This window comes from Streptomyces sp. NBC_00322 (genome assembly GCF_036147535.1).
In the GTDB taxonomy this organism is placed as follows: domain Bacteria; phylum Actinomycetota; class Actinomycetes; order Streptomycetales; family Streptomycetaceae; genus Streptomyces.
Genome location: NZ_CP108019.1, coordinates 4,178,896 through 4,203,929, shown reverse-complemented (window position 1 = coordinate 4,203,929; position 25,034 = coordinate 4,178,896). Strand labels below are relative to the sequence as shown.

28 protein-coding genes and 1 pseudogene are annotated in these 25,034 nt (G+C 68.4%); 18 read left to right on the top strand and 11 right to left on the bottom strand.

Translation table 11 applies throughout. From position 1 onward, the window contains the following. Positions 1-9 precede the first annotated feature (9 nt). Positions 10-765, bottom strand: coding sequence for an SURF1 family protein (locus OG905_RS19045; protein WP_328673503.1), 756 nt, complete (start codon positions 763-765; stop codon positions 10-12). 96 nt (positions 766-861) lie between these two features. Continuing rightward, positions 862-2,703 (bottom strand): S9 family peptidase, encoded by a 1,842-nt coding sequence (locus OG905_RS19040; protein ID WP_328673501.1) that lies wholly within the window; start codon positions 2,701-2,703, stop codon positions 862-864. A 70-nt stretch (positions 2,704-2,773) separates the two neighbouring features. On the opposite strand from OG905_RS19040, the gene OG905_RS19035 reads away from it, so the two are divergent. Then, positions 2,774-3,601 (top strand): class I SAM-dependent methyltransferase, encoded by an 828-nt coding sequence (locus OG905_RS19035; RefSeq protein ID WP_328673499.1) that lies wholly within the window; start codon positions 2,774-2,776, stop codon positions 3,599-3,601. A gap of 43 nt (positions 3,602-3,644) precedes the next feature. Then, positions 3,645-4,037, top strand: a complete 393-nt coding sequence (locus OG905_RS19030; protein WP_328673497.1) for a nuclear transport factor 2 family protein — start codon at positions 3,645-3,647, stop codon at positions 4,035-4,037. Here OG905_RS19030 and OG905_RS19025 read toward each other — a convergent pair. Continuing rightward, positions 4,031-4,729: a 4'-phosphopantetheinyl transferase family protein gene (locus OG905_RS19025; RefSeq protein ID WP_328673495.1), complete on the bottom strand. Its 699-nt coding sequence runs from the start codon at positions 4,727-4,729 to the stop codon at positions 4,031-4,033. The genes OG905_RS19030 and OG905_RS19025 overlap by 7 nt on opposite strands. 107 nt (positions 4,730-4,836) lie before the next feature. Between OG905_RS19025 and OG905_RS19020 the strand changes: the two genes are divergently transcribed. Continuing rightward, positions 4,837-4,959 carry a hypothetical protein gene (locus OG905_RS19020; protein ID WP_328673492.1) on the top strand — a complete coding sequence of 41 codons (123 nt, stop codon included), beginning with the start codon at positions 4,837-4,839 and terminating at the stop codon, positions 4,957-4,959. A 97-nt stretch (positions 4,960-5,056) separates the two neighbouring features. Here the strand turns inward: OG905_RS19020 and OG905_RS19015 are convergent, their stop codons facing one another. From OG905_RS19015 to OG905_RS19005, 3 genes and pseudogenes are all read right to left on the bottom strand, one after another. Continuing rightward, complete coding sequence (locus OG905_RS19015; protein WP_328673490.1) at positions 5,057-5,632, bottom strand: TerD family protein; 576 nt, start codon at positions 5,630-5,632, stop codon at positions 5,057-5,059. Positions 5,633-5,891: 259 nt separating this feature from the next. After that, a pseudogene (locus OG905_RS19010) lies at positions 5,892-6,377 on the bottom strand (cation:proton antiporter); the annotation flags it as partial. A 42-nt stretch (positions 6,378-6,419) separates the two neighbouring features. Beyond that, the gene (locus OG905_RS19005; RefSeq protein WP_443043956.1) at positions 6,420-6,950 is read right to left on the bottom strand and encodes a potassium channel family protein; all 531 of its coding nucleotides are present in this window, start codon (positions 6,948-6,950) and stop codon (positions 6,420-6,422) included. A 228-nt stretch (positions 6,951-7,178) separates the two neighbouring features. Here OG905_RS19005 and OG905_RS19000 point away from each other — a divergent pair, with 228 nt between their 5' ends. Next, the gene (locus OG905_RS19000; protein WP_328673489.1) at positions 7,179-7,625 is read left to right on the top strand and encodes a DUF7144 family membrane protein; all 447 of its coding nucleotides are present in this window, start codon (positions 7,179-7,181) and stop codon (positions 7,623-7,625) included. A 15-nt stretch (positions 7,626-7,640) separates the two neighbouring features. On the opposite strand, the gene OG905_RS18995 is transcribed toward OG905_RS19000, so the two are convergent. Next, a complete protein-coding gene (locus OG905_RS18995; protein WP_328673486.1) occupies positions 7,641-8,987 on the bottom strand; it encodes a chloride channel protein in 1,347 nt (448 codons plus the stop codon). Between the two features lie 240 nt (positions 8,988-9,227). Between OG905_RS18995 and OG905_RS18990 the strand changes: the two genes are divergently transcribed. The 3 genes from OG905_RS18990 (at position 9,228) to OG905_RS18980 (ending at position 11,425) form a co-directional block, all read left to right on the top strand. After that, a complete protein-coding gene (locus tag OG905_RS18990; RefSeq protein ID WP_328673485.1) occupies positions 9,228-9,938 on the top strand; it encodes a TetR/AcrR family transcriptional regulator in 711 nt (236 codons plus the stop codon). A 25-nt stretch (positions 9,939-9,963) separates the two neighbouring features. Continuing rightward, positions 9,964-11,106, top strand: a complete 1,143-nt coding sequence (locus OG905_RS18985; RefSeq protein ID WP_328673482.1) for an FAD-dependent oxidoreductase — start codon at positions 9,964-9,966, stop codon at positions 11,104-11,106. Between the two features lie 106 nt (positions 11,107-11,212). Next, positions 11,213-11,425 (top strand): hypothetical protein, encoded by a 213-nt coding sequence (locus tag OG905_RS18980; protein ID WP_328673480.1) that lies wholly within the window; start codon positions 11,213-11,215, stop codon positions 11,423-11,425. A gap of 447 nt (positions 11,426-11,872) precedes the next feature. On the opposite strand, the gene OG905_RS18975 is transcribed toward OG905_RS18980, so the two are convergent. The 3 genes from OG905_RS18975 to OG905_RS18965 all read right to left on the bottom strand — a co-directional run bounded on the left by OG905_RS18975 (position 11,873) and on the right by OG905_RS18965 (position 13,439). Then, entirely contained in the window at positions 11,873-12,310 is a 438-nt protein-coding gene (locus OG905_RS18975; protein WP_328673478.1) for a hypothetical protein, read from the bottom strand. Between the two features lie 20 nt (positions 12,311-12,330). Next, positions 12,331-12,825 carry a hypothetical protein gene (locus tag OG905_RS18970; protein ID WP_328673476.1) on the bottom strand — a complete coding sequence of 165 codons (495 nt, stop codon included), beginning with the start codon at positions 12,823-12,825 and terminating at the stop codon, positions 12,331-12,333. A gap of 77 nt (positions 12,826-12,902) precedes the next feature. Continuing rightward, positions 12,903-13,439, bottom strand: a complete 537-nt coding sequence (locus OG905_RS18965) for a very short patch repair endonuclease (RefSeq protein ID WP_328673474.1) — start codon at positions 13,437-13,439, stop codon at positions 12,903-12,905. 249 nt (positions 13,440-13,688) lie between these two features. Here OG905_RS18965 and OG905_RS18960 point away from each other — a divergent pair, with 249 nt between their 5' ends. Together OG905_RS18960 and OG905_RS18955 are read left to right on the top strand one after the other, a co-directional pair. Then, a complete protein-coding gene (locus tag OG905_RS18960) occupies positions 13,689-14,915 on the top strand; it encodes a DNA cytosine methyltransferase (RefSeq protein ID WP_328673472.1) in 1,227 nt (408 codons plus the stop codon). Between the two features lie 145 nt (positions 14,916-15,060). Further along, entirely contained in the window at positions 15,061-16,362 is a 1,302-nt protein-coding gene (locus tag OG905_RS18955; RefSeq protein WP_328673469.1) for a Shedu anti-phage system protein SduA domain-containing protein, read from the top strand. A 30-nt stretch (positions 16,363-16,392) separates the two neighbouring features. Here the strand turns inward: OG905_RS18955 and OG905_RS18950 are convergent, their stop codons facing one another. Beyond that, a complete protein-coding gene (locus tag OG905_RS18950; protein ID WP_328673468.1) occupies positions 16,393-17,265 on the bottom strand; it encodes a class I SAM-dependent methyltransferase in 873 nt (290 codons plus the stop codon). Positions 17,266-17,321: 56 nt separating this feature from the next. Between OG905_RS18950 and OG905_RS18945 the strand changes: the two genes are divergently transcribed. From OG905_RS18945 to OG905_RS18905, 9 genes are all read left to right on the top strand, one after another. Continuing rightward, positions 17,322-18,038, top strand: coding sequence for a GntR family transcriptional regulator (locus OG905_RS18945; RefSeq protein ID WP_328673466.1), 717 nt, complete (start codon positions 17,322-17,324; stop codon positions 18,036-18,038). Between the two features lie 461 nt (positions 18,039-18,499). Continuing rightward, positions 18,500-18,796 carry a hypothetical protein gene (locus OG905_RS18940; protein WP_328673464.1) on the top strand — a complete coding sequence of 99 codons (297 nt, stop codon included), beginning with the start codon at positions 18,500-18,502 and terminating at the stop codon, positions 18,794-18,796. Then, positions 18,793-19,155 (top strand): hypothetical protein, encoded by a 363-nt coding sequence (locus tag OG905_RS18935; RefSeq protein ID WP_328673462.1) that lies wholly within the window; start codon positions 18,793-18,795, stop codon positions 19,153-19,155. Before OG905_RS18940 ends, OG905_RS18935 begins: the two co-directional genes overlap by 4 nt. After that, the gene (locus OG905_RS18930; RefSeq protein ID WP_328673461.1) at positions 19,152-20,003 is read left to right on the top strand and encodes a hypothetical protein; all 852 of its coding nucleotides are present in this window, start codon (positions 19,152-19,154) and stop codon (positions 20,001-20,003) included. The genes OG905_RS18935 and OG905_RS18930 overlap by 4 nt, the downstream gene beginning before the upstream one ends. Beyond that, positions 20,003-20,380: an RRQRL motif-containing zinc-binding protein gene (locus OG905_RS18925; protein WP_328673459.1), complete on the top strand. Its 378-nt coding sequence runs from the start codon at positions 20,003-20,005 to the stop codon at positions 20,378-20,380. Before OG905_RS18930 ends, OG905_RS18925 begins: the two co-directional genes overlap by 1 nt. Before the next feature lie 27 nt (positions 20,381-20,407). After that, complete coding sequence (locus OG905_RS18920) at positions 20,408-20,629, top strand: hypothetical protein (protein ID WP_328673457.1); 222 nt, start codon at positions 20,408-20,410, stop codon at positions 20,627-20,629. A gap of 115 nt (positions 20,630-20,744) precedes the next feature. Next, on the top strand, positions 20,745-22,307 hold the full coding sequence (locus OG905_RS18915; protein ID WP_328673455.1) for a hypothetical protein: 1,563 nt from the start codon (positions 20,745-20,747) through the stop codon (positions 22,305-22,307). A gap of 1 nt (position 22,308) precedes the next feature. Beyond that, positions 22,309-24,390 carry a hypothetical protein gene (locus OG905_RS18910; RefSeq protein WP_328673454.1) on the top strand — a complete coding sequence of 694 codons (2,082 nt, stop codon included), beginning with the start codon at positions 22,309-22,311 and terminating at the stop codon, positions 24,388-24,390. A 247-nt stretch (positions 24,391-24,637) separates the two neighbouring features. Beyond that, positions 24,638-24,952, top strand: coding sequence for a hypothetical protein (locus OG905_RS18905; protein ID WP_328673451.1), 315 nt, complete (start codon positions 24,638-24,640; stop codon positions 24,950-24,952). The last annotated feature ends 82 nt before the right edge of the window (positions 24,953-25,034 follow it).

Sequence of the window (25,034 nt, the reverse complement as noted above, 5' to 3'; positions counted from 1 at the left end):
CGGCCCTGGTTACACCGGCTCCGGCTCCAGGCCGAGCGCGCGGTCCCGCTCCGCCTCCGCCTCGCGGCGCAGCAGCCGGAACCACATGAAGAGCACGAAGCCCGCGAAGACGAACCACTCCCCGGTGTAGCCCAGGTTCTGGAACGCCTTCAGGTCCAGCCCGCTGCCCTCCGGCACGGACGCCGGGACCGGCTTCAGCCCGCTGTCCGCCTCCGTGAGGGTGACCCACGCGTCGTACACGTCGTCCGGCACGAGGTTCACCAGCGACGCCGCGCTGATCATCCCCAGCTGCCCGCTCGGCAGGCCGCCCGCCGTGTGCACCCCGTCGGTGCCGGGGGTCTCCGAGGCCTGCAGGGCGCCGGCCACGGTGACCCGGCCGGCCGGTGCCGCGGGGGCGGGCGTGCCCTGCCGCAGCCAGCCGCGGACCACCGGCAGCGTCCGGCCGCCGTCGGTCTTGAGCAGCGTCAGCACATACGAGCCGCGCTCACCGTCCAACTCCCGGTCCGGCACCAGGAACTGCTTGCCGTACCTTCCGTCGGCCACCGCCTGCCGCCCCGACGTCTCCTGGTCGACGGGCAGCAGCTCGTCGAGAGGCGCGGCCTTCTGCTCACCCGGCGTGGGCTTCTGCTTGGCCTGCTGATGCGTGTGGACGCGGTCCTCGAACTTGCCGAGCTGCCACGAGCCCATGAAGACACAGAAGGGGATCGCCAGCACGACGAAGATATTGATCCCCCACCAGCGGGGCGTCAGCAGGAACCGGTACACACCCCCACGGTACGGAACGTGCCGACCGTCCCTCGGCCCGCCCCCCGTTCCCGTCCTCGGCCCGCCCCCGTTCCCGGAGCCCGTTGCCCATCTCCGCTAGCCCAGGTCCACCCCCTGCCCCAGGTGCTCGGCCGCGAAGGCGATCTCCAGCCCCACCTGCTTGATCCGCTCCTCCACCACCAGCGAGCCGTGCCCCGCGTCGTACCGGTACACCTCGTGCACCGCGCCGCGCGCAGCCAGCCGGTCCACATAGTTCTCGACCTGGCGGATCGGGCAGCGCGGGTCGTTGACGCCGGCCGAGATGTAGACCGGGGCACGGACCGCGTCCACATACGTCAGCGGCGAGGAGGTCTCGAAGCGCTCCGGGACCTCCTCCGGCGTACCGCCCAGCAGGGTGCGGTCCATCGCCTTCAGGGCCTCCATCTCGTCGTGGTACGCCGTGACGTAGTCCGCGACCGGCACCGCCGCCAGGCCCAGCGCCCAGGCCTCGGGCTGGGTGCCCAGGCCGAGCAGGGTCAGATAGCCGCCCCATGAGCCGCCCGCCAGGATCAGCTTCCGCGGATCCGCGAGCCCGGACGTGACCGCCCACTTCCGGACCGCCGCGATGTCCTCCAGCTCGATCAGCCCGACCCGGTGCTTGAGGGCGTCCGTCCACTCCCTTCCGTACCCCGTCGAGCCGCGGTAGTTGACCCGTACGACCGCGTAACCGTGGTCGATCCATGCCGCCGGGCCCGCCGCGAAGGCGTCGCTGTCGTGCCAGGTCGGGCCGCCGTGGATCTCGAAGACGGTCGGCAGCGGGCCCGTCGAACCCGCCGGCCTCTGCACCAGCGCGTGGATAAGGCCGCCCGGCCCCTGCACCCAGGCGTCCTCCACCGGCACCGACTCGGGCGCCTTCATGCCCGGGGGATCGAGCACGACACCGCCCGACGTCGAGCGCACCTGGGGCGGCAGCGCGGCCGAGGACCACAGATACTCCACCTCCCCGTCCGGCCGGGCCGTCGCACCCGAGACCGAACCGGCCGGCGTCTCGATCCGCTCCAGCTCCCGCGTCGCCAGGTCGTACCGCCACAGCTCGCCGCGCGCCTCGAAGCTGTGCGCGACCAGAAGCCCCGAGCCGTCCGGATACCACTCCGCGTTCACATCGCCCGGCAGCTCGATCGCCAGATCGGACTCCTCGCCCGATGCGACGTCCCAGATCATCGGCTCCCAGCGGCCGCGTCGCTGATGCCCGATGAGCAACCGGGTGTCCCCGTCCACCGGAGCAAAACCGAGGACCTCCAGCCCCAGTTCCTCAGTGCCCCCCTTTGTGTCGTCCAGCTCGGCGACCGGGCTGCCGTCGAGGCGCACCACGCGCAGCGCCGAGTGCATGGCGTCACCGTGCTCGGTGTGCTCGATCGCGATCAGCGTCCCGTCGTGCGACAGATCGCCGACCCCGGCCGACTCCCGGTGCCGGTAGATCTCGACCGGCTCCGCGTCCTTCCGTACGACGTGAATGGTCGTGCCGTCCTCGTCGGTCGAGCGGCCGACCACCGAGGTGCTGTCCCGGCCGATCGCCAGGCCCGCCGGGTACGAGGGGCGAAGGCCCGGTGCGGCGGGCTCGTCGTCCCCGCCGCCGAAGGGCTGGCGCATCCAGACGCCGAACTCGTCCCCGTCGGTGTCCGAGAACCACCAGATCGACGCGCCGTCGGGGGAGAGCACCCCGTCCGTCGTGCCGTTCGGCCGGTCCGTCGCCTGCCGCTGCTCGCCGGTCGCCCGGTCCCAGGCGTACAGCTCGTACGTCCCCGTGGCGTTCGACACGAAGAGCGCGCGGTGCGGTGCGTCCTCCGCCCAGTCGGGCAGGGAAACGCGCGGCGCGCGGAAGCGCTTCTCCCAGTCGGGCATGTGGGGCAGCTCCGGCGTGCCCGGCAGCTCCGGCGTGGAGTCAGTGATCTCAGTCATGACCCCATTCTGCGCCGGACCCCCGACAATCCGTTCGCGTCGTCCGCAGCCTGTGGATAACTTCGACGGCATGTACTCCCCGACTCCCTCGGACTGGCGCGAGGCCAACCGCTCGCGCTGGAACGAACGCGTTCCCATCCATGTGGCCAGCGACTTCTACGACCTGGACGCCTTCCGCGCGGGCAAGGACGTCCTGCGCGACTTCGAGGCCGCGGAGGTCGGCGACGTGACCGGCCGTACGCTCCTCCACCTCCAGTGCCACATCGGTCTCGACACCCTGTGCTGGGCACGCCGCGGCGCCGCGCAGGTCGTCGGCCTGGACTTCTCGGAGCCGGCCGTCGAGACGGCACGCGGCCTCGCGGCAGACCTCGGACTCGGCCCGGACCGTGCGGCGTTCGTCACCGCAGATGTCTACGACGCCGCCGAAGCCGTCCCCGACTCCTCGTACGACATCGTCTACACCGGCGTCGGTGCGCTGAACTGGCTGCCCGACATCAGGCGCTGGGCGGAGACCGCCGCGTCCCTCGTCGCGCCCGGCGGCTTTCTCTATCTCGCCGAATTCCATCCGCTCACCGATGTCCTGGACGATGCGTCGGGCTCGCGGATCGTCAACGACTACTTCGCGCGGGACGCCTGGATCGACCAGACACCCGGTACGTACGCCGACTTCGACGCGCCCACCGTCCACAACCGCAGCGTCGAGTGGCAGCACCCGGTCGGCGAGGTCGTCTCCGCCCTCAGCGCCGCGGGCCTGCGGCTGGAGTTCCTGCACGAGCACGACGTCTCACTGTTCGAGCGCTTCGGCGTCCTGGCGCGGCACGAGGACGGCTACTACCGCTTCCCGGCCGACCGGCCCCGCATACCGCTGATGTACTCGCTCAAGGCTTCGCGCACGTGATCACCCAGACCCGGTTGTCAGTGGCCGGGTGCACACTCGCCGTATGAACCGATCGACCTCAGCGACCGAGCTGCACACAACAGTTGAGACGTACTGGTCCTCGGCCGAAGCCCGCGACTGGACGGGCTTCGCCGCGACGCTGGCCGAGGACGTGGTCTACGACCTGCCGCAGACCCGCGAGAAGATCCGCGGCAAGGAGGCGTGCGTCCGGTTCAACCGCGAGTATCCGGGCGACTGGCACCTGCGCATACAGCGGATCGTGGCCGACTCCGACCAGGCCGTCACCTGGATCCACGTCACCGTGGGCCTGGAGGAGATGTACGCGGTCACCTTCTTCACCGGTGACGAGGACGGCCGGATCACGACCGTCACGGACTTCTGGCCCGAGGCGTACGAGCCGCCGCCGGGCCGCGAGCACCTGGTCGAGCGCTACTGAGAGGCGGGCGCGGGCGGGGTGCGGCGTACGGCGAGGGCCGCCGTGTAGCCGGGATCCGCGGGCAGATCGGCCAGCAACCAGTCGGCGTTCACTGCCGGTTGGGGCCCGGCCCCGACATAGGTGAGGGCAAGGCCCTCGTTCAGGCCGACTCCGGTCGCCTTCAGCAGGGCCTCCTTACGGGTCCAGCAGCGAGCGAAGGCGACGGCGCGGTCCTCCATGAGCAGCGCCGCGAGGTGTGCACGCTCCTTCGGGTGCAGCTGCGTGGCGACATCGGCGACGATGGCGGGGTCGTCGGGGACGCCTTCGACGTCGATGCCGACGGGTGCCGTAGCGAGGGCGATCATCACCAGGCCACTGGTGTGCGAGAGCGAGAAGTGCACGGGGCTGCCGGGGACGACGGGCCGCCCGTGCGGGCCACCGCAGTGGGCGCACGGCTCGCGCGACAGTGTCACCGCTTCGGGGGCCTGTCCCAGCCGCTCACCCAGCAGCCGGCGCAGCATCACGTGCGCCACGGCGTAGGAGTCGCGGTCGGCGTCGCGCACGAAGGCGGCCAGGCGCGTGGTCTCGTCGCTGTCGAGGGTGTTGCGCTGGGCGAGGACGTCGGCGATGTGGTCGGGGACCCGGCCGGACCACAGCAGTTCCACGCCCGGCAGCGTCTGGGCCTCGCGGCCGATGGGGATGTCGGTCGGCATGCTGTGGTCCTCCGCCTGTGGTTCGACGCCGTCACCATGATCAACGGGCCGGATGTTCCGTTGAATTGGCCGGCACCAGAGTCGACCGTACGGGAACGGGAGTCGCCATGACCTCTGGGGACGCAGACCCGGGCACCCTCGGCGCCGTTCGCCCCGGCCGCCGGACCACCCGGGTCGCGGCGTCCGTGCTGTGGGCCGCGGGCGACGCCCTGGTCGCGTACGTCGGCTGAAGCGGCTGACGGACCCCGGGGCGTGCCAAGGGCCCGACCCGCGCCGCACAAGTCGTCGAGGATCAGGCCCTTGAGCAGGTGAACAGGCTTACGCGGCTCAGATGTTGACGCCGAAGTCCTGAGCGATGCCCCGCAGACCCGAGGCGTACCCCTGGCCGACCGCGCGGAACTTCCACTCCGCGGCATTGCGGTACAGCTCACCGAAGACCATCGCGGTCTCGGTCGAGGCGTCCTCGCTCAGGTCGTAGCGAGCGAGCTCGGTGCCGCCGGCCTGGTTGACGACGCGGATGAAGGCGTTGCGCACCTGGCCGAAGGACTGCTGGCGGCTCTCGCCCTCGTGGATCGAGACCGGGAAGACGATCTTGTCGACCCCGGTCGGCACGCCCGCGAGGTTGACCTTGATCTGCTCGTCGTCGCCCTCGCCCTCACCCGTGAGGTTGTCACCGGTGTGCTCGACGGAGCCGTCCGGGCTCTTGAGGTTGTTGAAGAACACGAAGTGCTGGTCGGACACGACCTTGCCGTTGGCATCGACCAGCAGGGCGCTGGCGTCGAGGTCGAAGTCCGTGCCGGTGGTGCTTCGTACGTCCCAGCCGAGGCCCACGACGACCGCGGTCAGTCCCGGGGCCTCCTTGGTCAGCGAGACATTGCCGCCCTTGGAAAGGCTGACACCCATGGAAATCCCCTGCGCAATCCGGCGCGGGCCGCGCCTCTTGACGATTCCTTTGCCCAACGGGGCAACGAGCGGTCCCCCTCCCTGGTTCCCGGTCACCTGATGTCATCGTCCGGATGGCCCTCACCACGCTTCGGTGCCCTCGGCCCGCTCCGCCCGGCGGCAGCCCCCTTCCCGCTGCGGATCTTCAGCGCCAGCAGCGGGAAGACAAGGTCGGACATCATGGCGGCGCCGACCAGCGCCGCCGCCTCGCCCGCCTCCACGCGATGATCGGGCCGAATTCACCGACCGCCCCGAAGGCCAGCATGACGGTCCCGAAGCGGCCCTGAAGGTCGCCGCTGTCGCGCAGGACCGGCAGGACGATGCCCAGCGCGGTACTGGTGAGCGCCGTGCCGATGGCAAAGCTCTTGCCGGTCTGCGCACCGGTGAGCGCGAACGCGATGCCCAGGCCGAGGGCGAGCGAGACCGCCCACGCCCAGGTCGCCCGGCGAAGGGTGCCGCCGCGCACGCTGCTGAACTCGATCTCGTACCCGGCGAGGAAGATCAGCATGGACAGGCCCGGATTGGAGAGGGTGTCGATGAACTGGCTGTGGGATGCCCAGCCCAGTGCTTCGGGTCCGACCGCGATGCCGAGCAGGATCTCGAAGAGCACCAGGGGGACGGGAGCCCAGCGGGCGACACCGTAGGCGAGCAGGGGCGCGACGACGGCGATCGCCATGATCAGGATGAGTGTCCCGTGATGCGACATGGCTCGTATGTGGCATCAGGCCCGACAAGTGGGACGGACCCGTCAGGTGAGATCGTCGCGTCCCAGCCGCTCCCCGGCCCGCCTGCGCACCCGGCGCGTCACCGCGGTCGCGGCGGCGGTCAGGACGACGAAGCTGTAGAGGATCTGAAACATGGTCACCAGTCGTGCGGTCTGGCTCCCTGGCACCACGTCCCCGTAGCCGACGGTCGCCAGCGTGACGACGGTGAAGTACAGGGCGTCGAGGCGTGTCTTCAGTCCCGTGAACGCGTTCGGGTCCTTGGCGAGTGCGTAGTACGTCGCGGAGAAGAGCAGGACCGCCAGGAACATCAGGACGGGAATGACGAGGACGGGATGGGTGCCCGGCTTGTCGACGTACGCGTTCATGATCTGACGCAGCAGCAGGTACGTGACGATGGCGAGCCCCACGAAGAAGATCGTCCAGCTGAGCAGGGGGCGGTGCGGTCCGAAGTTGTCGAGGGGGAGCAGGAAGTACGCGACGGTCGTGGCGACTACGAGACACAGGGGTGGACCCACCACCCGCACCCATCCAGGATTGGTTGTGCGGTGCACCACGTGAGCCTCCCGCCCGAGGTCGCGTCCCGCCGAAGCACGCCCCCACCACGATCGTCCGCCCCGGCGATCCGCCGCCACCCGACAGCGGCCGAACGGTGCACCGGCGCATGAGCGCCCTGCGCCCGAATCGCCCGGACGGGCGTTCCCGAATGGCGGCGGGGTGGGCCCGGGCCGACGCTCGAAGTCCCGGACGCGTCCGGCGTACGGGACCGACCAGAGGACCACGCCATGAGCCAGGACCAGCCGGTAGGAACACCGACGTACAAGGGGCCGCAGCCAGGAGAACCGAACAGCCCGTGGGTGACCGGCGGTCTCGCATTCGCCGCCGTGCTGATGCTGTGCATCGGAGTGCTCGGCGTGCTCCAGGGCATCGCCGCGATCATCGACGACGATGTGTACGGCCGGGTCGGCAACTACGTCTACCGCATCAACCTGACCGGCTGGGGCTGGATCCACCTGATAATCGGCGCCTGCCTCGCGATCACCGCCGGGGGCCTGTTCAAGGCCGCCACCTGGGCGCGGGTACTAGGTATCTGCCTGGCCTCGCTCAGCCTCATCGCCGAGTTCATGTTCCTGCCGTACTCGCCGATCTGGTCGGTGGTCATGATCGCGATCGACGTGTTCATCATCTGGGCGCTGGCGGTGTACCGCAGCGACGCGCCAAGCAGGGCCTGATCAGTCCGTCGCGCCCTACTTCCGCTCCCCTTCGAGGAGTTGGGAGACGACGAAGCCGAGAACCGAGCAGACGATGACCAGCGGCATCTGGTGGGCCGCGTCAGTGCCGAGCAGCAGGAAGGAGAGCACGGCGCTGGTGACCGGGAGGCGGGTGACCACCGAGGTGGCGGTGGCCATCCCGAGCGCGAGCCCCGGCGCCGTACCGAGTCCCGGCAGTCCCGAGCAGGCGATCCCGATGGCGGCACCGAGCAGCACCGACGGGAAGATGGGACCGCCGCGCAGGCTGCCCAGACAGAGGCCCCAGGCGAGGCCCTTGAACAGGACCAGAGCGGCCAGCGCGCCGATTGACCAGGCGTGGGGATGTGCGGCGAGGGTGCCCAGGGTCGCCTGGCCGGACAGGGCGGCCTCCTCCGGCGAGCGGCCGGTGACCAGGGCGTACGCGGAGATGAACACGCCCACGGCCGCGGCACAGGCGATCGTGCGGACGGCGGTGCGCCGTCGCGTCCACGCCGCCGTCAGATGGCCGAGGCGGTGCCCGGCGGTGAGGATCGCCGCGATCAGCACCGCCAGGGGAATCCCCCACAGGAAGTCCCCGGCGTCCGGGCTCGCGTCCGGCGGCACCTCGGGCAGGGTGAGCGCCCCGGTCGACAGCCCGGTCCACTGCCCGAAACCGGTGAAGACGAGCGCCCCCACACCGCTGGCCAGCAGACAGGGCAGCAGCAGGAGCACCAGCTGCGAGCCGGCGAGACCGGCGGCCTCGACCATCATCACGGCGGCCACCAGAGGGCCGCCGAGAATGGTGGAGATCGCCGTTGTGGAGCCGGCGGTGCCCAGTACGAGCACGGTCTTGGGGTCCGCATCCCTTTGCACCGCTCGCAGGATGAGCAGGGCAAGGCCGCTGCCCACCGCCATCAGGGGAGCTTCCGGACCCAGCACCACGCCCAAAGGCAGCGTCGCGAGGGCGGCGAAGAGCACGCCCGGCAGTTCCTTCGGCCCGAGCGGCGGGCCGCCGAGACCGTGGACGGGCACATGTCCGCCCTGCCCCGGTGCGCGTGTGACGACGGGCGCGAGCAACAGCCCGGCCAGCAGCAGCGCGGGCAGGGGCCACCACCAGGGCGCCCGGTCGTATCCGGCGGCCTCCGGCAGGGACTGCCACACCCAGTGCTGCAGCTCGTGCTGCAGGCTCACGAAGTAGAAACAGGCGAGCGCGATGGGCACACCCAGGACGACGGAGACCAGCAACAGGCGTACGTAGCCGGGGCTGAACAGCGTCTGACGCAGCGCCGGCGGACCGGGACCGGGCCCTTGGCCCTCGGGCCCGGGGGGTGCGGACTGGCCTTGGGGCGCGGGAGGTGCGGACATGGAGGGTGCGCTCTCCTCGCTCTCCGGCGGGCCAGGGGCGGTGGGCTCAGTCAACGCCGACGAGATCAAGGGCGCACTCCGAGGACGACGGTGGAGTGACGGGTCTCCCCGTCGCATCTGCTCTGCTGCGGTCCAGGAGGCCTGGCTCAAACGCCGTCCGGTCCGAATCGCATGGGTGGGCGTTGCGAACATGTTCGTCAAGAACTTGTTCGCGGCGAACATGTTCGCTACCTTCCAGGCATGGCAACTCACGGCAATGGCCCCCTCAGTCGTCGGGAACGCCCGGCCAAGCCCGCTCTGACCCGGGCGGGCATCATCGCCGCCGCAGTGCGGATCATGCGGTCCGAAGGTCTGCAGAAGGTCACCATGCGCCGCCTGGCGCAGGAGCTGGACACCGGCCCGGCATCGCTGTACGTCTACGTGCGCAATACCGCCGAGCTGCACGCTGCGGTCCTGGACGAGCTGCTCGGCTCCGTGGACATGACCCCGGTCAGCACCGACGGCGACTGGCGCGACCGGCTGATCGAGGTGCTCACCTCCTGCACGACGGTGCTGTTCTCCCACCCCGAACTGGCCCGTGCGGCGCTGGTCGCCCGACCCAGCGGGGAGCACTATCTGCGGCTGGTCGAGGCGCTGCTGGCTCTGCTGGACGAGGGCGGCGTCCCGCCGGGACAGGCCGCTTGGGGCGTGGACGTACTGCTGCAGTACGCCACCGCGACCGCCGCCGAGCACGCCGGTCAGGACCGGGCCGTCGACACCCAGGACGACTGGGACGCCCTGACCCGGGCCCTGCACGGCGCCTCCCGCGACATTCACCCCCATATCGCCGCACTCGCCGCCGCGCTGCTTTCGGGCGAGCCCGGGGACCGGCTCGACTGGGGTTTCCGTGTGCTGCTCAACGGCATCATGCACACTCCCGTCCCGGCCCCTCCGGCCCGTTCCGCGGACTGAAACTCACCCCATGAGGAGCATCGGCATGACCACCCACCACCCCATCGCCATCATCGGCGCCGGCCTCGGCGGCCTCACCCTGGCCCGCGTCCTGCACGTCAACGGCACCGAAGCGACCGTCTTCGACCTGGAGGCGTCCGCCGGAGCCCGCACCCAAGGCGGCATGCTCGACATCCACGAGGACACCGGGCAGGCGGCGCTGCGTGCCGCAGGCCTCCACGACAAGTTCCGCCGGCTCATCCACCCCGGCGGCGAGGCCCTGCGCATTCTCGACAAGCACGGCGTCGTACGGATGGAGCAACAGGACCCGGGCGACGGCAGCCGCCCCGAGGTCGACCGCGGACAACTGCGCGACCTGCTGCTCACCTCGCTGCCCGAGGGCACCGTCCACTGGGGCAACAGGATCACCGGGGCGCGCCCGCTGGGCGGCGGCCCCCACGAGGTGACCCTCGCCGACGGGAGTTCCTTCACCACCGACCTGCTCATAGGCGCCGATGGAGCGTGGTCGAGGATCCGCCCGCTGCTCTCTGCGGCGGTCCCCGCCTACACCGGCGTGTCCTTCGTCGAGGTGGACCTGCTGGAGGCCGACCGGCGCCACCCCGCCAGCGCGGCCGTCATCGGCGGCGGCTTCTTCTTCGCGCTCGACGGCGGCAAGGCTCTCCTCGCCCACCGCGAGACCGACGGCAGCCTGCACGTCTACGTCGCGCGCAAGGCGCCCCAGGAGTGGATCACCGGCATCGATTTCACCGACTCGGATGCCGCCAAGGCGGCCGTCCTCGCCCACTTCGACGGCTGGCACGACAGCCTGCGCGCACTGGTCGCCGAGGCCGACGGCGCCCGTGTGCCGCGGCACATCCACGCCCTGCCCACCGGCCACCGCTGGGACCGGATCCCGGGTGTCACCCTGCTGGGCGACGCCGCCCACCTGATGTCACCGTTCGCCGGCGAGGGCGCCAATCTCGCCATGTTCGACGGCGCCGAACTCGGCCGGGCCCTCACCGCCCACGCCGGTGACACCGAGGCCGCGCTCGCCGCCTACGAACGGATGCTGTTCCCCCGCAGCGAATCCGCCGCCGCCGAGTCCGCCGCCAGCCTCGACCTGCTCTTCGGCGACGACGCCCTCCCGCGTCTGCTCGACCAGTTCGCCGCCCACAGCCAGGCGGGCTGACTCGCGCGGCTCGCCCACTTTGCGCCACCGGTCCGTACGACGACGAACCGTGAAGGAGCCCCGGTGACCCTTCGTCTCCTACGGCGTGGACGGAGGCGTACGCGCGGTGGAACAACTCCGTCAGATCGTGGGCGCCTTGCAGATCGCCGACGTGGCCGCGCAGGTGGCACTGAACCTGCGGACCGACTTCGCCGACTTCCACGACTTCAAGCCGGGCGACCACCAGCACAAGACGCTCACGACGGCGCTGGACCAACTCGTGACCTGGAGCACGGCCCTCGACACCCTGCGCCCCGCATCCAGCTCCGCAGCCGCCTGACGACGAAGCAGCCCGGCCCTCGCCGCTGTCAACAGTTTTGACAGCAGCCCGAGTTCACGGTTCCGCGCTCTGCACGGGCTGTGCGGGAGAGGCTTCCCAGAGGACCCGAGAAACCACTCAGGGGCCTGATCCACTGAGTGGATCAGGCCCCTGACCTTGTGTTTCGGCTGTCGGGGTGGCGGGATTTGAACCCACGACCTCTTCGTCCCGAATTAGGCCCTGGAAGATCGTCTGCCTGTGCGCTAGGTCAAATTTGCAGGTCAGGGCGTTGGGGAGCATTGGTCTCCGTTGGCGCCTCAGGGGCCCTGACGCAAGATCATCTCCAGAATTTCTCCAAGACAGCACTCGGGCTCACTGCGCGCGATGCAGGAGTCGGCGTGTGGTCCGCAGTTCCGTGGCCCGCGGCCCGCTGTCTGGCACTGACCGCCTCGGCGTGAGCCTCGGAGACTAGCTGCGCGGGGCTGGAACGGCGATGTATAGCTGCCGGAGTCCGTGCACGGCGGCATGGAACGCGGCCGCGATTTCGCGTGCCTTCTGCTCGCTCTTGATCGCCCATATGGAGATGTAGTCAGGTGCAATGTTGGCCTGCGTCACCGTGCCGTCAGATACCAGTACTTCAATCGCGGACTGTAGGACAGCAACTGCCTGCTCCGGGATGGTGGGCCCGCTGCTGGCAAAAGCGTCAAGCTCCACCTTCCAGCGCGATCCCTGGCGAGCGATGCAGACAAAGATCGCGTCGTTGGTCTTGGCGCTTTTGTAGGCCGTGCGGTGAGCATCCGGTTTGGTGCAGTCGGGGATGAGCGCAGCGGGGAGAGGCGTTCCAGGTGTCGGCATGTTCACATCGTCGCAGGCGCTCACGCCGCTAATCAGGCGAACACCGGCCATCGCATCGCAGTCAACCTGTTTCAGTACCGCACAATGTGAGGGCATAGATCACGCTGTTCGTAGCCGCCGCGAACGCCAGCGCTCACTGAGCTCCAGAAGACTTGTGCGTCGCTGAAATGCCCGCCGAGGGTGTGCCAGGCCATCTGCGGAAAGTCGGTCCGAAGCGCGGCCAGGCCCGCTTTGGCGAGTCCACAACGCTGGTACTCCGGCTCGGTGTGAGGCTCCTCGACCCAAGCCAGCTTGCAGCGGCGGCACACCTTGTAGTCGACCCCAAACACAGTCTCGCCGTACAGGTTGGCCGCGCGCTGTCGCCAGCCGGAACGAGTAGGCGAAATCGTGTCCTGCCATGGAGTGTTCAGCTGAGGTGGGTCGGGCCAGCCCTTGGGCTGGCCCAGGCGCCCGCAGGTGATGCGGTGCAGATACAGACGTAGTGGCTCAAGTCCGTAGGAGCGCCCTAACTCGCTAGGTTGCCCGCTGAGGCACAGTGCTGCTTGCCGGTGCTCTTCATTTGCCATGGCGTCCATGTTGCCCACGCCGATCCCGCTGCACGCGCGGTTTCGAGCGCCACGGCCAGGCGCCGCTGGCCAGACTCCTACGCATTACGAGCTGTCCGGGCTTGTTCCGCGGAGGTCCAGGGGCGTCCGCCCTTCGCTTCACGCCGCAGGTCAGGCGTGTGGCGGACGTTCACGGACGAACGCGAACCGCACCGGATTAAGCAGCAATCGAGACTAGAACTGAGACTGCGGGGGCACGTAACGCGTCGGGCTTCAACCGCCCGTCGCACCCTCTCAGCAGCCGTGTGAGGGTCCTCATGCTCCCAGACACGAACCGCAACCCAGCCGGCCTCCCGCAGACGTCGATTCGTGTCCTCGTCTCGCTCCTTGTTCCGGGCAACCTTCTCAGCCCAAAACGAAGCATTGCGTTTGGCGACCGTGTGATGAGTTGGGCATCCATGCCAAAAGCAGCCATCCAAGAAGACAGCGATCTTCGCCCGGGTGAACACCAAGTCCGCGGTTCTACGCACCTCCGGAAGGGGGCGGACCGCCACGCGGTAGCGGAGGCCGAGGCGGTGCACGGCCCGTCTCAGCGCCAGCTCGGGTCGTGTGTCACGACTGCGGTTGCCTCGCATGCTGGCTCGAGTAGCCCTGCTTGAGGCCCAGGACTCGTTGCGTGATCCCACTGAAGCAACGGTAGTCCAGCCCTTCCTCATCTGTGCGCACGGCCAGTCCTCGCGGTGCGAGGACTGGCTCCGTAGTCAAGGGCCCACCCCCTCCTCCCCAACCTGTCGTGCGTGGCAGCCACGAACTCACGCATCTGAACCGCCCGAGGCCCAGTCGGCCACCCAGCCCCCATCGCAGAAAGAGGCACAAGCCAAGCCATGCGTCAGACCTTCCAGAAGGAACGTGGGATCATCGACACCATGCCGACCCTCGCCACCGCCACCCGACCACTGACCGTTGCAGGGCTGTTTGCCGGCATCGGCGGTGTCGAACTGGGACTTCAAGCGGCAGGCATGGAAACCAAGCTGCTCTGCGAGTGGTGGGAGCCGGCTCAGGCTGTACTGCAGCACCGTTTTCCTGACACTCCGCTACATGGCGACATCCAAACGTTGCAGTCGCTGCCTGACGTCGACATCGTGACTGCCGGTTTTCCGTGCACCGACTTGTCGCAAGCCGGCCGAACTGAAGGCATTCACGGGAAAGCCTCGGGAATGGTCAAGCATCTTTTCGAACTACTGCAGGATGCTTCCCCTCGGTGGGTAGTCATCGAGAACGTCCGCAATATGCTTTCCCTCGACCGCGGTACAGCAATGGAGTACCTTGTCGGCGAGTTTGAGCGGCTCGGCTACACGTGGGCCTACCGACTCGTTGATTCACGCTTCACTGGGGTACCGCAACGACGTCAGAGGGTTATCTTCGTTGCGTCACGCACCGAAGATCCGCGTACCGTCCTATTCGCCGACAACACTGAAGAGCGGTCCGAATCGGACTATAAGGACGACGCATTCGGTTTCTACTGGACAGAGGGAAACACGGGGCTGGGATGGGCGAAGGATGCCCTTCCCACTCTTAAAGGCGGATCGGGCCTCGGAATCCCTTCATCACCCGCCGTATGGGTGCCTGGCGCAGGAGTCGGCAGGTCTATCGTGACCCCCCTGATCGAAGACGCGGAAGCAATGCAGGGGTTCCCCCGAGATTGGACCAAAGCGGCACTAGAGGTCGCGCGCCCCGGTACGCGCTGGAAGCTCGTCGGCAACGCGGTCACCGTGGGCGTATCCGAATGGCTGGGACGACGGCTTCAAGCCCCTGGCGACTATGACGAGACGGGCGAACTAATTCTCCCCAAGGGGATGAAATGGCCCACAGCGGCCTGGGGCAACGTGGATGGTCGCTGGGATGTGCCGGTCGGCCTGTGGCCCGAGCAGCGTGAATATCAGCATCTGCTGGACATCATGAACCCGGACACAGCCGTACCCTTGAGCCTGCGAGCCACTGCCGGGTTCCACAAACGCCTCCTCAAGAGTCGCCTTCGCTACCCGGAGGACTTTTCCACGGCTCTCAAGGATCACGCCGACTACATGCAGGGTCTAGTCAGGACAGCCTGACGTAAGGCAGCGCTGGCACTCGATTTCTCGGGGACGAACAGTCTCAGACAGGCGATTAGCATCGACCGCGGATGCGGGGCGAGTTCCCGCATCCGCGACCGGAAATCACGCCCCTCACACAAGACGTCGGCGTAGAATCACGCGCATGACGCCCGAGGAAACCTTGGCACGCCTGTCTCGCTTGCTTAAAAAGGAACACGAAAGGCCCATTAACAACAAGTACGCTGAAGCACGGGGTTTCACCGCCCAATTGCTCGATTTACCCCCTTCGAGGCTTTATTTCACTTATGTCTCAAGGGTGAGCAATTTCAGCGTTCGCGCTGTTCAATCTCCGGCTGCGGTACAGGCAACCGTTGTTGTTGCCCTTATTAAGCTTCGCACCGAAAATGAGGCAACTCACCGAGCCGCCGAAAAACTCGCAGCTAAAACAGGTAAAACAATCCTCCTCTTGCAGCGAGTCAGCGATGAGAGCCTCGAGTGGGCCGTGATGGGCGGCTACTACGTGGCCGCTGACCCCAATACTGAGGAAATCGCCAATCGCATCGTGGAGGTTTTCGGCGGGCCGCCCTTGCGAGGGATCGAAATCAGCCCGAGCGAGGCAGCTACCAGCGCCCTTGAATACTTCGACAGGCTCGGCCTTAGCGGCGCGAGCGTTGGCGCCGTCCTTTCACAGCGGGCCGACATTTCTAGCATTGTCGCATTCGCCGCCGCTTCGAGCGCCGCGGGCCTCTCTGCTGCAGAGACTGCTGTCATCGCAAGGCGGCGAGCTTTGATCGCAGAACTCAAGCGGATGATCTCAGATCCGGCCACCACGGAAACTGATCTACACAGGAAAATCAAGGGAAACTACTGGATTTTCGGCGGCAGGTATACAGGAGTTGCGCGGGCCTCAATCATGCCGATGGATCGGTACGACATCCCACTTTTCTGCGCGGATGGTTCCCTACATATCGTCGAACTTAAGGGATCTCACATCCCAAGCCTCATCGAGCGCCACAGGCAGCATCTGATGCCCGGCGCGAAAGTTCATGAGGCGGTTATGCAGGCCGCCAACTACATCCGCCAACTGGACGAAGGCGGCGCCACCATGGAAACCATCTACAGAAATAGCGGCATCGACTACGATCTGCGTCGAGGGCGAGCAACCGTCGTAATCGGAAATCAGGCTTTTGTAGACATCCCGGAAGATCCCGCGAGACAACTAGGGGCCGTTACTCGGTCGATGGTTGACCAAACGATCCGAACCTATAACTCCCTCATCAATCGGGTGGAAGTCCTGACATGGGCGGACCTTCTCGACGCTGCTGACCGGTCACTCCGATTCGAGGAGGAGGTCGCTGGAAATATCGCGATCGATACGCCCAGCGGGGACGGGGAGGACAGGGCGCAGGGGTATGCCTCAGAGACCGCCGAAGAGGCCGGGCAGGCAGAAGCCAGCCTCTTTTAGTCGGGCCGTGTGGCCGCCTTCTATGCGGCGTCAGAAAGAACGCGTGGTCCCAGCGTCCGGAGTCTGCGGCCCCGTTGGTGCCGCAGACTCCGCAGAGTCGAGGGCGTGTCCCACGGCCAGCAGATGTGAACTAGCGGCCAGCAACTCCGGGTACGGCTCTGCCATGCGAGCCGCCTCCATGGCGGAGGCGACGAGGGCATCGGTGGGTCCTTCGCCCGGCTGCTGCTCAGCCGCCTTCACGAGCGACCATGCTGGCCCTTCAATCCCGAAGACTTGCACGTCCTGCAACCCTGACGCCACCAGCTCTGCCACCAGCTCTTCAGCGCGATGGAAGTAAGACAAGGTGAACCCTCGTACGCCGTCGTAGACAGCCGTCTCAAGAATCTCTGAAACGGAATCACGAATCCGTTCGGTGTGCAGGTGGGCGTAGGTAACGTGCTCGAAGAGCGATGCGTACCGATTAATCGCAGCCGCAACGACCAACCCGCCCGGCTTCACTACACGCTTGGCTTCCGCCAGCGCCCTACGCCGGTCAGCGGGATCGGGCAGGTGGTATAGCGGCCCGAGGAGCTGCACAACGTCGAAGCAGGCGTCGGGCTCGTTCAGCTCGCGGGCATCTCCCACGACCGCTGAGCACACTGATGACGCAGTCTCGACATGCCGGGGGATCGGGTCCACGAGGGTCACGTCGTAGCCGTCCTTCACAAGCCATTCGGCATGGATCCCGGTTCCCCCTCCCACGTCGAGCACGCGGGCCGGCGCCGGGGGCAGAAACCGTCGGAGAAGCTCTTGCGTCCTGATCAGCTCCATCCGCCCATCTGCCGAGCTGCGCAGGCGACTGTCCTCGTTCACTGTCTCGCCATAGAACCGCATCACGGAGGGCGCCAATTCGAGATTCGACATGCCCGCAGTATCGTGTGTACCGGTGGACCAGTCCAGCGCGCGAGGTAGAGGAAGCTATGGCTGTTCTGAAGTACGAGGAGATCGCTGAGTCACTTCGAACGCGCATCGCCGCAGGTGAGTTCGCCCCCGGCGAGACCATCCCGTCCGGCCGAGACCTGGCTGAGCAGTGGGATGTGTCGCGGGCCACTGCCATCAAGGCCGTCGACGTGCTCCGCAACGACGGCGTAGTAGTGGCCAAGCAGGGGACCGGTTTCGTCGTCACGGAGACACCCGTGGCGCGCCCTGCCGGCGCCCGCCGGGCAGGGTCGGCACGCATCTTGGGCGGGATGCCGTTCCTGAGGGTTGGGGTGCCTGACTGGGCCGAACCTCCAGCGCGCGTCGCCAACGCCCTGAACCTAGCGCCGGGAGTCTTGGCGCTCCGGCGCGTCCGCATCCTCCAGCTCCCGGACGGGAGCCCCAATAGCTGGGTGGAAGCGTGGTTCCCCCCTGAGATCGGAGAAGCGGCCCCCCGGCTCTCGGACACGGCTCCTATTGCTGAGGGCACAACCCGCTACGTCCGTCGACAGACCGGGCGATTCCCCGTTGAGGGGGTAGACGTCACCACTGTGCGCCTGGCCACCGATGTGGAGGCGGAGCGGTTGGGAGTTGAGGAGGGCGGCGCGGTCGCGGTTCTCCTGCACACGGCGCACGACCAGGAAGGACGCCCATTGGTCTGCGAAGAGGGCGTTACGCCTGCCTCACTTTTCGAGCAGGTGGACACCTACGCGATGTAGTGAAGTGCTCGAATCGAAGCTGGACCGGTCCGCCGGTCCAGCTTTTTTGATGCCCTGTCAGGCGTTCTGAGCTGGGGATATTGGCTGCGATGTTCGACAACTCCAAATTCGCCGCTTGACTGGACCGGTCCACCGGTCCAGTCTGTAGTTGCAACGCCACGCCGCCTCAGGCGGAGTGGCTCTGGTTCGGGATGGCCTGCCACAACTAGGGGCCCCGCGCTGGGGGTTGCTTGAGAACTACATAGGTGGGCCCCGCCTCCCCGAGTCGAAAAGGCGGCCGCGCGGCACTTGCCCGCGCTTCTGCCTCGCGGCTTTCACGCCGCGCCGGTTGCCTCCGCTGCTCGTCTCGTACGAGCAGCGCTGAGGGGAGCCGGATCTACCGCCTCAACGGCGCGCGGCCCCGGAGTTGCACCTCCGGGGCCGCTGTTCGGGCCGTTCCCACCTGAAAGGAACTGCGACCCATGAAGAACATCGTTGCTGGTCATGTGGCTGTTACCGCCACAGAGTTCGTTGAGCTCGCGCTCGGTACCCCGCTGGATCTGTGGCTGGGTGTGGAGGGCGAGAGCGAGATGGAGCGGGCCGCCCGGCTGGACGCCGCGCGAGACATCCTCGCCGCGTATCCGGAGCTGCCGGACACGGTGAGCAAGGTCGCTGCGGAGGCGATCGAGGCGTTCGCCCCGGAGCTCTTCAACGTGACTGTGCTGCCGCAGCCGTCGCTGCGTCGTCGTCCGGGTACGGGCAAGAGGGCCGCGGCATGAACGACCTCGTACTGAACGACCTGACAGGCGCCCTGCGCGCCCTGCGCACGCTGGCTGTCGAGTTTCCGGACCTGCCGGCCGTGCATGTGCACTTGTCGCCCATCTACCCGGACCGGCTGGACCTCTCGCTGCACGGCGACCTTGCCGGGTTCGAGACGTGGCGGGTGGCGCTCGGCATCAGCCCGGACACGGTGGCCCGCCACGACCAGGACGACGGCACGACCGTCTGTCTGGAAGGCGGGACCGAGTTTGCGGGGGCCGCGGTCCGGCTCATGGGATTCGCACGCCTGGTGCAGACCCCGTCCGCGACGGACCATCCGCGCGTCGCTGAACCTGTCAAGGTCGGGGGCTCGGCATGAAGCGGCCCGCACCCCCGGGCGAGCAGATCGCCGCGCTACTCCTGCTCCAGTCGCGGCTGACGCGGGTGCTGGTGGCCATCGCGGTGGTGGCGCTCGCGTTCACCGCGACGAACGTGACCCTGTTCGCGATCACTCATCACATCTCGGTGTGGATCGCCTGGCTGCTCGATCCGATGGTGGCGGTCGCACTCGGCACCGTGCTGATCGTCGACGGACTGCTGTCGCAGCACGGTGTGCAGCCCTCGGGGTGGGCGACCGCGCTGCGCTGGTTCACCGGGCTCGGCACGTGGCTGATGAACTGCTGGGCCGCACTGTGGCCCGCTGGCAAGCCGTTCGGCATCCCCCGCGACGTGGACCCCGCCGGCCTGGTCCTGCACTCGATTCCGCCCGTGCTGTTGATCGTTCTCGCCGAGGCGATCACTCACTACCGGCGGGCGATCCTGGCCCGGATCGCCGAACTGCGCCTCCTGGTGGACACGGTGGACACCCACCCCGTCCACCGGCCGTCCACCCCGGCATCCACCCACGCCCCCATCGAGCTACCGACCGCGATTGCGAAGCCGGTACCCGCGGCAAGGCCGCTGGTCATCTGTGGTGGAGGCGCGGTGTTTCCCCTCGCTGTCCACCCGGCGTCCACCCCGGACCGGGACGGGCTGCAGGGCGGGCGGAGGTTGAGCACGGAGGAGGCCGCGGAGGTCATCCGCGAGTGCTTCGAGGGTGGCGACAGGATCGCGGAAGCGGCGGTGAAGTCCACCCGGTCCACCTCCTACGTCCACAAGGTCTACGGCCGACTCGCCAACCCCGAGGAGCCCGGGCCGCGCTTGATGGCGGTGGGCGGTGAGGGCTGATGCCGCCCTCCCGCAGCCGGTGCTTTGACCCCACCGGCCGCGTGCACGGGATACCGACCTACCCGTGGCGGCTGGCCCCCGACGGATACGCCACGCGCCGGCAGCTGCGGGCGCGCGGTCTGAGTCCGGGCGGGCAGCCGATCGCGGCTCAGCTGCTCCGGCCCCGCAGAGGTCGCGGACCGCTGACGGCCTACCTGTACCGGCTCGATCGTGCCAGGCCGGTGCGGCCGATGACGACAGCGATGTGGGCCGCGCACGCCAAAGCGATGCTCGCGCGCCGCAAATGCCCCAACTGCCGCACGGATGCGGGCTACTGCATCCCCACCTCGCTCGGAATGTGCGTGTCCTGCGCCTACCCCACCGCGCAAGCCGCCTGAACTCAACTACTCGTCAAGGAGATTCCTGTGACCAGCGCCGTCACATCGTTCCACTACGTCATGACCGTTCACACGAGCGGCGGCCACTTCGCCACGTTCAACGGCGCGGCCGACCTGCCCACCGGCCCACAGGGCGCCACCCGGGCCGAGGCATTCGAGCAGATCCGCGCCGTCGTCGCGCGGGAGCTGGGCCTGAACGCCGACCAGCTTGCAGTGCAGTTCTTCTCGATCGACCCGAACCAGCTATGACCTCGCACGACCCCGATGGACAGCGCGCTGCTTGACCCGTCCCGATGACCGAGGCCCGGCCGCTTCCTACCAAAGTCCCGGCCGGGCCCCTACTCCACCGAGGAGTGCTCGCAGCATGACCGATGTCAGTACCGAGCCGGTAGCGGTCGAACCGGCCACACCGCCGCCCCCACCCGAGATCACACCCCGCTCCCACCAGGCTCCCGAGCCTGCCGAGTTGGACCACACGCCGGGTGGCTGGCCCGTTCTGCCGCTGGCAACGACGGGAGCGAACAGCACCATCGGCATGGTCGCCACCGCAGCTCTGGCCGGTGGGCCGGTCGCCGCGGCGATCGCCATGACCGGTGCGGTCGTTCTCGGCACGGCAGCCGCGGCCCGCAAGAGCCGCCGCGACCAGCGCACTCCACGGAAACAAGGCACGGGCCGCACTGCGTCACGCGCTGCGTCGGCCGCTGGTCAAGCCCGTCGGCAGGGCCGTGGCGGGGTGCCGTCGCAGTCCCGTAACGGGAGTGCCGGCACCAGCGCTGGCCGTGGCCAGAGCAAGTCCCGCACCGGCAGGGGGATGCACGCCGGTGGCCCTGCCAGCCGGGGTAAGCACCGTCCGGCAACACACGGCGCGGGTACGGCAAAGCGGCACGGGACTGCCCGCCCCGGCGGTACGGGTCGGGTGGGTCAGGTGCGGGCGCTGCGCGCCGACAAGCGCCAGGCCGCTCCGACGCGGGCGGCGAACCGGGCGCAGACCACCGCGGCCCGCCGCGGTGTCGCGGACGCCCGCCGGGCCGCGAAAGCCGCGGCCCGCAACACCGACACCCCCACCAAGGGGCGTGTCGGCCGTGCCCTTGCCAAGGGTGCGGGCAAGGTCGCGTCGGGCCGAAGCGCGCTGGTCGCCAAGGCACGGCGCGCTCGTGATGAGCGCACCGGGAAGGACGTGGCGGGCAAGCGGTCCGCGGTACGCAAGGCCCCGGCACGCAAGCGGGCCCGCTGGGCGCTGTGGCGCTCGGCAGCCCGCATGCAGGGCCGTCGCCTGGTGGCCGCGCTGCTGGGCGGAGCGCTGGGCGTCATCGGCCTGATCACCACACCGCTGGGCCGAACGCTCGGCGTTCGCTGGCTCCAGTACCCCGGGCGCCGCCTCTACCGCCGGTTGCTGGGTCAGGCGCGGCTGGAGAAGGCAGAGCGTGACGCGGCGATCCGGCAGACCCAGGACGCCGAAGAGGCCGCCGCCGATGCGGAAGCCGAGAGCGACCCCAACGAGATCACCGACCAGGTGGAGCGTCCCGCCCACCTGGTCCCCACCACACCTGCTTCACCCACGTTCGCTGAGGAGGCGACGCACGTGTCTGGGTTCAACTTCGAAGAGACCGCAGCCGAGATGGAATCGGCGGCCCACTCCTACGAGCCGGACGGCTGCATGGAGATCCTGGCCATGGTCGAGAGCCTGCCCGCAGCCCTGCTGAGCATCGCCCACACGATGCAGATCCTCGCGGAGCGCTCCGACTCGGAGTTCCCGCTGGAGAAGGAAGTCGCGGGCGGTCTGACCGACATCTACAACGCCCTCATGTACGCCGTGTCCGCCGCGGAAGACCTCGGCCCGATCTTCCGGCAGGTGCATGAGCAGGACATCGCCCGCCACGAAGACCCCCGCAACGGTCCCGATGCTGAGAAGGGCTGGAACGTCTGAGATGAGCACCAACACCAAGGCCGCCACCAGCGGTCCGGTGTGGGACTGGAGCGCCGGTCACGGACCCGTGACCGGCGCCCTGTCCGCCACCACCGGAGCATTCGCCCTGGCCACCACCGGAGCAGCCACCCACATGCCACCCGGCTGGGCACTCGCGGCCGGCACCGCCGGGGCGCTCGGCCACGCCATCGCCGGACTGCGCGCCCGCAACGCCGGCCGGACCATCGCCACCCGCGCCGCCTCCTGGCTCGTGGGCGCCGGATGGACCACCTGGGCCATGGCAAGCGGCCCTTTGACCTGGGCCGCGCTCGGCTCACTCGCCACCATCGGCATCGGCATCGGCGCCGCCGCCCGCTCCATGAGCCTCTTTGAGGAGGCGCGGGAGGAGGAGGCCATCGCCGCAGCCGAGCGCCACATCGCCGCAGAGTTGTCCGCCGAACGGCGGGCGATCGCTGCGGAGTGGGTCGACCGCGTCCAGCGGGTGTGCGGCATCACGCTGCGCGTCCTCGCGGTCGAGATGTGGCCCACCGGCACCGGATTCAGCATCGATGCCGAACTCCCGGCAGGCGGTGCCACCTACGACCGGATCGCGAAGGAGTCCGGGCGGCTGTCCGCGGACGCGCGCCTGCCGCACGGCTGCACCGCCGCCGCCGGGCCCGGCATCGACCAGGGCCGGGTACTGATCGACGTGACCACCGTCAACGTCCTGGTCGCCGAGACGACCTATCCGAGCGAGTACGGGCCGCTGTCGATCCACACCGGCTTGCCGTGGGGGTATCGCACCAATGCGGAAGAGGTCCTGGCCTACCTGCGTGAGCAGTGCGCGCTGGTGGTCGGCCCGACCGGATCGGGCAAGACCAACATGGTCCACGTCATCCTCGCCGGATTCGCCCGCGCGGAAGATGTGCTCACGTGGGTGATCGACCTGAACGCCGGATCGGCCGGACTCCCCTGGGTCCTGCCCGCCCTCAACCACCAGCCCGTAGAAGGACAGGCCCCGTTGCGGCCCGGGGTGGACTGGCTGGCCGCCTCCTACGACGAGGCACTCCTGATGCTGGATGCGGCGGTCAGGGTCGCGAAGCACCGGAAGATGGCCTACCAGGACCTGATGTCCCGCGCGAACACCGACCTGCTGCCGGTCAGCGCGAAGATTCCGCAGATCATGCTGGTCATCGACGAGGGCGCGGAGATCCTGACCAGCAACGACAAGCAGATGCGGGAACTGGCCAAGAAGATCCTCGAAGTCATCCGCATCGCCCGCGCCATGGGCGTACGCACCGTGCTCACCGCGCTCGGGGCCACCGGCTCCGTGCTCGGGAACCTGATGATCCGCCGCGAAGCCAAAGTGCGTGTCGCGCTCACCGGCGGTGAGACCGAGGGCATGGACCTGGGCAAGATGTTCCCCGGCAGCCGCGGACTCAAGACCGACCAGGCCCCCTACAAGGGCGCCGGATTCCTCGGCACCCCGGAATCCCCGGTGGCGCTGTTCAAGAACTGGCGGATCCTGCCCAACCAGATCCGCGACATCGTCGCCGCCACCTCAGACCGACACCCCGCACTCGACCAGCCGTCCGCGGACGCGGCCGGAACGGCCTACGCCCGCCGCTGGTACAGCGACCGCATCGCCTGGATGCACGACACCCCCAGCACCGACACGACCGAGTCCACGCCACCGGCCAAGGCCGGTGGGCTGAATCTGTCGGCCCTCCGCAGCGAGAGCGCCGAGCCGGACGCGGATGCCCTGGCAGCACAGTTCATGGCTGAGATCGACGAGCAGTTCGGCACCGTCGCCGAGCCGACCAAGGCTGCGGAGGAGGCACCCGCGGCACCCTCGCAGGGGCTGAACCTGTCCGCCCTACGCGGAGACAAGGACACCGACTCGGGCCCGGCATGGCTCGCAGAAGCGATCGACGCCATCAAGTCCGCGGGCCCCATGGGCATGAAGCCCTCCGCCGTCGCGGAGCTCGTGCGCCGTGATCGCAAGACCGTGCGCGACGCCCTCAAAGCGGCTGCAGAACGCGGTGAGTTGATCTACCGCGACAACGGACCGCACTCCGTCTACATCCACCCCGACCACTTCTGATCACTCACACACAGCTACTGGCTACTGGGTAGTGGGGACCACCCCAGTAGCCAGTAGAACACCCCAGTAGACCCCACTAGAGGCCCCAACAGCGGCTTTCTACTGGGGTCCCCACTAGCCACTACCCACTAGACACACCCCACTACGGTCACACCGTGTGACCGTTCGGGCCGGTTTCCACACCCTGTGGAGACCGGCCCGCCCCGTTCCCGCACCACCACACCGCGAGATGAACGGAGGCACCACCATGACCCGCCAGCCGCCCGGGCCCGAACACGGAACCATCGCCCCGCACATACCCGCCGACCTCTACCGGCAGGCCGAACGAGAAGGCAGGCCGATCATCGTCGTCGTCCAGGCCGCCCCGGCTGCCCGACACGCGCGCGCCTTCCTGGTGCCTCTCGGCCTGGGACTCGCCACGGCAATCGGGGTTGCGGGCACGGTCGCCGCGATCCTCGCGCTGTTCGAGTTCGCCATCCACACCGCAACCCTCATCGCCGGGGCCGCCGGACCCATCGGCGTCGGCGGCCTCACCTTCAAGCTCACCCGCCCCAAGCAATGACGCCCGGGGCGGCCCCCACTCACGCCAATGACTTGGGGCCGCCCCGGCATCCAGCACCAATTCAGAGAAACTGGAGACCTCC